This is a genomic window from Emticicia agri, assembly GCF_004168285.1.
GTDB lineage: Bacteria > Bacteroidota > Bacteroidia > Cytophagales > Spirosomataceae > Emticicia > Emticicia agri.
The window spans coordinates 21,062-27,268 of the sequence record NZ_SEWF01000070.1; the positions used below are offsets into that span (position 1 = coordinate 21,062).

Consider the following 6,207-nt stretch of genomic DNA (forward strand, 5'->3'; position numbering starts at 1 on the left):
ACATAAAACTATATTACCTTCGCATCAAAAGCTCCGGTCAGAATTTTGCCATTTCGTTTTACTTGTAACCAGATGCGATAATTACCTGCACTCGGGAATACATAAGGGAAACTCACACTTCCGCCATGATGGCCGTTAGGCTGATGTATCATCCCTCCCATCAACACTTTGTCCCTCTCTGCTTCTGGCATAGCCTGTAATTGACGCAATACATTATCTACACTATCTCTGAAGCGCTTGGCATTATTCAGTCGGGGGCTTGGATTTGTCTTTTCACCCACACGTTTTTCCATTACCTGTTGTGCCGTAGCCGAAAAAGTACCATTCGGGTGTAGGTGAATATAAACCGAACCGTCTTCTTTTAGAATAGCTGCATGTCCCATCATACCGAGATAAGTTTGCAATTCGGCAGGCTTGCCATCAGGACTCATGACTGAGAAATTCAAATCATATACTTGCCCTGCTTTCAGGGTTTGGTTGGGTTTTTCGTCCCATACAATACTTGAGCCATCCTGTAAAGGTGTTTTTACGCCCGGAGTACCACAAATACTGATACCTGCGGCCTGCGTAACAGAAACCTTCGTATTAATGGGGTTCGTTACTACATAGGTATCATCAGAATCGCCTGTTTTTTTCTCAGTAATTTCTGACTTAGTATTTACGGCAGGAATATCTACCGTATCGGCAATTGTATATTGTAAGCCATGAAAGCGCAGAATATCGGCATAAACCAGGTATTTTCCGGCTGGTAAATCGGGTAAAGGTGCCTCAAAAGTAAGTGTATCTTTTCTGGCCGGGTGTAAGTGTGCAAAAGCATCTAAAGACCCTTGTCTTACCAGAAATAAGTGCATTAATTTCCCGTGGTCAGGAATCACATAACTTGTCCAGCGGCGTTCAATCGAATTAGAGTCTATTTTAAAATGCAGCATTCTCTGTTCATTCTCAATGGTAACTTTTGAGCTTGCCGTATATGGTCTAAACATGTATCGTTCTCTGTATTCTTTAGCGATTGAGCCCCACCAATTATTACCTACAAAGAGAAGCACCCCACAAAAAGCTAAACCTACAGTAGAGCCAACTACCCTGCTTCGGTTTGTTTTCTTATCTCCTGCCACTCCGGGCTTTAATAAACTATCGCTTGTACTTGCACCAATAATAGTTGTCATAATACCTACTAAAAGTAAGGCCAGTCCGGCCAGAATCCAGCCTAACGATTTAGGCAGGTCACGTTTAGCTGTTGCCAGTGCGGCAATAGGTATCAGCGTTTCGCCTTTACTACGTTTACCATTAATTACTATTTTAACGCTGGCGGCTCCGCTTTCCATTAACCAGATTTTCCCTTCAAATCTTCCTGGTTCTCCGGCTATCGGTAAAGCCTTGTCTTCTTTAGGAGAGCCCTCATCGCCTGCCCAATAGTAGATAGGGCTGAGGCTTACCTCTTCAATATCAGTTCCATCTACTGAAACTGATACCTTAGCTACGCCCGGAATTACATCAGGGGGCTCAATATATACTTGTATCTGATAATTACCTGCTTTGCCTTCCTGCACAACACCTGCACTACCGATATGGGCTTTTGCCTGATTCATCATACCGATAGCTACCAAAAAAAGAATTATTATTTTTTTAAAATTCATTGCCTTTTCAATAATCTGTTCAATACTTGTTTTAACGTTGTACTTTTTGCAACCATTTACCCCAGACCAGACCTATGCGTGTAGAAACGAGGCTCAGTAAAAGGGCTATTCCTAAACCTGTGGCCCATTTATCTATGCCTTTGGTAATATTCCAGTCAGCAAATTTATAGCGATACTCCCAGTCAGGTTCATTCGGATAAGACCATGAAGCAGAACCCCAGAACCAGTTACGAGCTAAAGGAGACTCCAGTATAAAATTTCCGAACGGGTAATGAACTACAAAGAAGATAACAACATAAGTAAATCCTACAATCAAGCTCAACCACCAGTCATTTATGGCTGAGAACCTGTCTCTTAACCAGTCTAAGCCAATAGCAGGAAAAACCAGTAGTACAGGAAAACCTAAAGTCTGATAAGTAGTAATTTTATTATAAATCGGCCCTAACAGTGGTTCTGCAGGCAATAATCTTAACGTAGCGTTTACGCCCCAATGAAAGACCATAAAAGTAATAGCAATGTAGGTTGCACCCCATTTCATGCCTGAACCACGTGAAGTAGCTAATAAGAAAAGCGGAAATGCCACAGAACCAATCTGATAAAATAAAATATCATGCATACTCCAACGGTCTAAAAACTCTGAAAGGGTAGTAAATACTGAAGTTATCAGAAAACCAGCAGCAAAGACAAACATCCATTGCAAACGTTTGGTACGTATGGCATTTTGTTTAGCCGATAAATAAGCAATTTTTTCTTTTCGGTTGAGCATAGCTGATACCGATACCATAGCCCCTACCTGTACACCCATTAAGCCTAAAAGAAGTACAGTATGTGGAGGTGAAAAAATCTGAACATCTAAGCCGTAGGTATTATGCCACCAGTCGTCGAAAGGAGCTGATGTAAGCGCCGCAATGCCACCCCAGATAGAGAAAAGTCCGCCAAGAGAACTATAAAAAATTCCCCAGAAGTGTACCATTTTATTCTTTTCAATTACACTACCCCAAAAGGAAGTTTTTAATACCTGGTACCCTGCAAATAGTCCTGCGGTAGCTGCGCCTATATAAACTACTACATGAGGCGGAGAAAAAAGCCCGTCGCGGCCGATACTCATGTGCCAGGCAATGTCCCATAAAATACCTAAAATAACTAATTTGGAAGCTACAACGCCTACATAAACATACAAAGGAATACCTAATAAAAATGTTGCTGTGGATGAATGTGCCTTTTGTTTGGTGAGTGAATGATTAACTGTGGTTTGCATCGAATAAGCTATAGTTTATGAAAAGACAAACGGAATTGATTATTCCCCTAAGTTAATAAAAAAAATAGGACAATAATTTGATAAAAGAATAAATGCAAGGAGATATAGACATACAGAGCATAAACTGTGCCGTATGTATAAATAGAAAGAAAAATGAGGAATTATCCCCTTTAAACCGCCTGTTTGATTCTTTTATGGGTCTTTTTCAGGCTTTTTATTAACAAGCGGGTAAAGTATTGATTGGTAGGATATTTCCGGTGCGGGGTCATGTTATTAAAAACAAGCGCAATCATGAGTAATATCAGTGAGCCCGTCAGGACCGGAGAAATAACATATAGAAAACCTAAGGCTTTGATTTTTTCTGAACCCACTACCGCAATCAATGCCGTTGCTCCGCCGGGTGGATGTAAGGTTTTTGTTATCTGCATCATAACAATAGAAACCGATACAGCCATTGGGGCAGTAATCCATATAATATCGGGCAACAGACGATAGATAGAAACACCGATAAAAGCTGAAATAACGTGTCCGCCAATGAGATTGCGAGGCTGCGCTAACGGACTCTGGATAGCGCCGTAAATTAAGACGCTTGAAGCACCAAAAGAGCCTATCAGAAATATATTTTCAAACTGAGTGAGTAAATAACTCTGAAAGAAAGCTATTAAACCAATCCCTATGAAAGCACCTGTAAATGACCAGAAATGTTCTTTGTAATCGACCAGCGTCTCTTTATAGATAACATAGCGAGACACCCTAAGCCCTCGCTTAATTTTACTTTTTATCATGTATTGTTGTACGTCCGTATTTGTCATACAAAGTTAAGTATTTTCATTTTGCCATAACTGATATTTTAAAGTTTTTCTATCGGATTAGTATATTAATCATTTAACAATTGAACAGCCAGAGTATAAAATAATTGTCATCCTAATACCAAAGGATGACGATTATTCCCTACGCCAGTACATACTTTAAAGAAACCAGACCTGTTTCATACACTTTTGTATCAATTAATTTCAGATGCGTACGGTCTTTAAGCCCCTGAAATAACGGTTTCCCCTCACCCAGTAAAATGGGGTGAACTGATAACCAGAGTTCATCTACCAGACCCAGATTCATTAACGATGCTGTAAGACTCCCACCTCCAAAAAGCCAGATGTCTTTGCCTTTTTCCTGCTTTATTTTTTCTACCGCAGCCTTAATATCGCCCGAAACCAGAGTTGTTCCGTCTTTTACCTGCTGCAAAGTATTAGAAAAAACATACTCTTTCATTTTTGGCAATCCAAAATCTCCTCCATCTTCTAATCCGTACGACATTTCATAGCTTTTTCTCCCGATAAAAACAGAATCTACTCTTTTATAAAACTCATTCAACCCATAATCTTGGTCAGTAAAACACCAGTCGTACTCACCATTAGGGCCTTCAATAAAACTGTCAAGGCTAATAGCCAGACCTAAAATTACTTTTCTCATAAAAAATTGTTTTTTTTCTACAAAACTGGAGAATCGGGCCATACGAAAATTGTAAAAATCGGACACAGAAGAAAAAATATTGTTTAGCGTATCAGCATACCACAAGATTTCCGGCATTTATGACTTCACCGGGCGTGAGTCCGGCATAGGTTTTATAATCATGTATAAAATGCGCCTGGTCATAGTAGCCGCTTTCATAAGCTATGTCGGTTAAGCTGATAGCAGGATATTTTTTCAGACACATTAATGAATTAACGAAACGATTGATATGAATAAACTCTTTGGTTGAAAGCCCCATACAATAATTGAATTTCCGGCTTAACTGCCTTTGGCTCAATCCTACTTTCTCAGCTAATTCAGCTACCGAAAATAGTTTGTCTGTTTGCTCTATCTGCTGCACACAGTAAGCAATGGTTTTATCAAATTTATGTTTATTTAATTGCCGTAGTAAATATTGCTGAATAAGGGCTACTTTATGCTCATTGGTGCTGGCATCAGTTATGAGTTCTTCCATTTCTATAGCATCAGCTTGCCATAAATGATGCAGGTCTGTTAAACTATCTGCTACTTCATTCATAGGTAGCTGAAAAAACAGGTAGGAAGTACTTGGATAAAAACAAACAGAAATAAAGCCCGTTTTGTTTTTCATCTGCACGTCCATAAAATTACGCATGCGGGAAATCACAAAACTCTGGCTGCTATCAAATACTTTTTTGCCTGTAACGGTAGATAAAGAATCCTGACATTTGCTGAAGTTGACAAATAATTCTACACAGGCATCGGGCAATACTCTTATAGGGGAGATAGAAGGATTAGTAGAATCACTTTCCATCGAGCAGATGGCCTTTACATAAGGCTGTAGTTTGGGCAAGATAGAATAGAGTTCTAATTTCATAGCACTGTTATGACAATTGCTTTAAGCCTTCACAAGGCTACTACGGATGCTGCAAGGAGCATCCGTAGTAGCTAACAAATTTATGAAATATATGCTATTATATAAGGCTATTACCTGATTAGTTCAACCCAACCTTTGATAGTCGTGGGAGTCTCATCCTTCCTGTCCAAGCGTTGCAACGATACCTTCGCCAAGTAATAATACGTCCCCGAGGGTAACTCAACCCCACTGCTACTCCGTCCATCCCAACTCAAAATATTACTACTCCCACTCTGATACACCTTCAACCCATATCTATTGTATATCTCTATATCTATGTTCTGGATAAAAGCTGAACATGTCATCGGTGTAAAGGTATCATTCTTCCCATCTCCATTGGGTGTGAATACATTCGGTAACAACACCGTCGCACAGTTGTCTTTACAAATCGTCGCACTCGCACTGCTCTCAATGTTCAGACTATTCACCGCTGTGATGTAGTAACAACCGGCAAACCCATCTTGTACCGATCGGGTGTGGGTGAATGAAGTCTCCGGTGGTACCGGCTTGTCTATGGCTGCCAATAACTTCGGGGTGTCTTCCTTGTATCGGGCAAAGTAAATATTGTATCTGATAATATCACTCCGACACAACAAGCCTCCTGAACTCGCCGGGGTCTTCCAGCTTAATTTATTACTCAATGTGTTGGTCTCACAAATGGCCTCCCGGTCAAGATTCTCACAATTCAAATCATCAATGCTCAATTCCGGTGGACAGGGGGGGGTGTTGTCTATCGGACTCGAACACATCACCTGTGAAAAATTACGCAATGTCCCGAACTGGGGTAATCTGCCATAGGCGCCAAAGGTCTCTACCTTGTAACAATAATTGGTGTCCACCTGCATCTCTATGGTATTCACCCCATCGGCTGCATAGCGGTCTATCCCATCATCTAAATAGGTATAGGT

The 6,207-nt window shown here is 40.4% G+C and carries 6 protein-coding genes; all 6 read right to left on the reverse strand.

Annotated elements, in window-relative coordinates; genetic code table 11:
• Positions 1 to 8: 8 nt before the first annotated feature.
• Complete coding sequence (locus EWM59_RS25265; protein ID WP_130024018.1) at positions 9 to 1,637, reverse strand: DUF8832 domain-containing protein; 1,629 nt, start codon at positions 1,635 to 1,637, stop codon at positions 9 to 11.
• 31 nt (positions 1,638 to 1,668) lie between these two features.
• A complete protein-coding gene (locus EWM59_RS25270) occupies positions 1,669 to 2,895 on the reverse strand; it encodes a hypothetical protein (protein ID WP_130024019.1) in 1,227 nt (408 codons plus the stop codon).
• Positions 2,896 to 3,065: 170 nt separating this feature from the next.
• Positions 3,066 to 3,680, reverse strand: coding sequence for an HPP family protein (locus tag EWM59_RS25275; protein WP_130024023.1), 615 nt, complete (start codon positions 3,678 to 3,680; stop codon positions 3,066 to 3,068).
• Between the two features lie 166 nt (positions 3,681 to 3,846).
• Positions 3,847 to 4,365, reverse strand: a complete 519-nt coding sequence (locus tag EWM59_RS25280) for a dihydrofolate reductase family protein (RefSeq protein WP_130024020.1) — start codon at positions 4,363 to 4,365, stop codon at positions 3,847 to 3,849.
• Positions 4,366 to 4,456: 91 nt separating this feature from the next.
• Complete coding sequence (locus EWM59_RS25285; protein WP_130024021.1) at positions 4,457 to 5,260, reverse strand: helix-turn-helix domain-containing protein; 804 nt, start codon at positions 5,258 to 5,260, stop codon at positions 4,457 to 4,459.
• A gap of 110 nt (positions 5,261 to 5,370) precedes the next feature.
• On the reverse strand, positions 5,371 to 6,207 hold an 837-nt coding region (locus tag EWM59_RS25290; protein WP_130024022.1), incomplete at its 5' end, for a T9SS type B sorting domain-containing protein.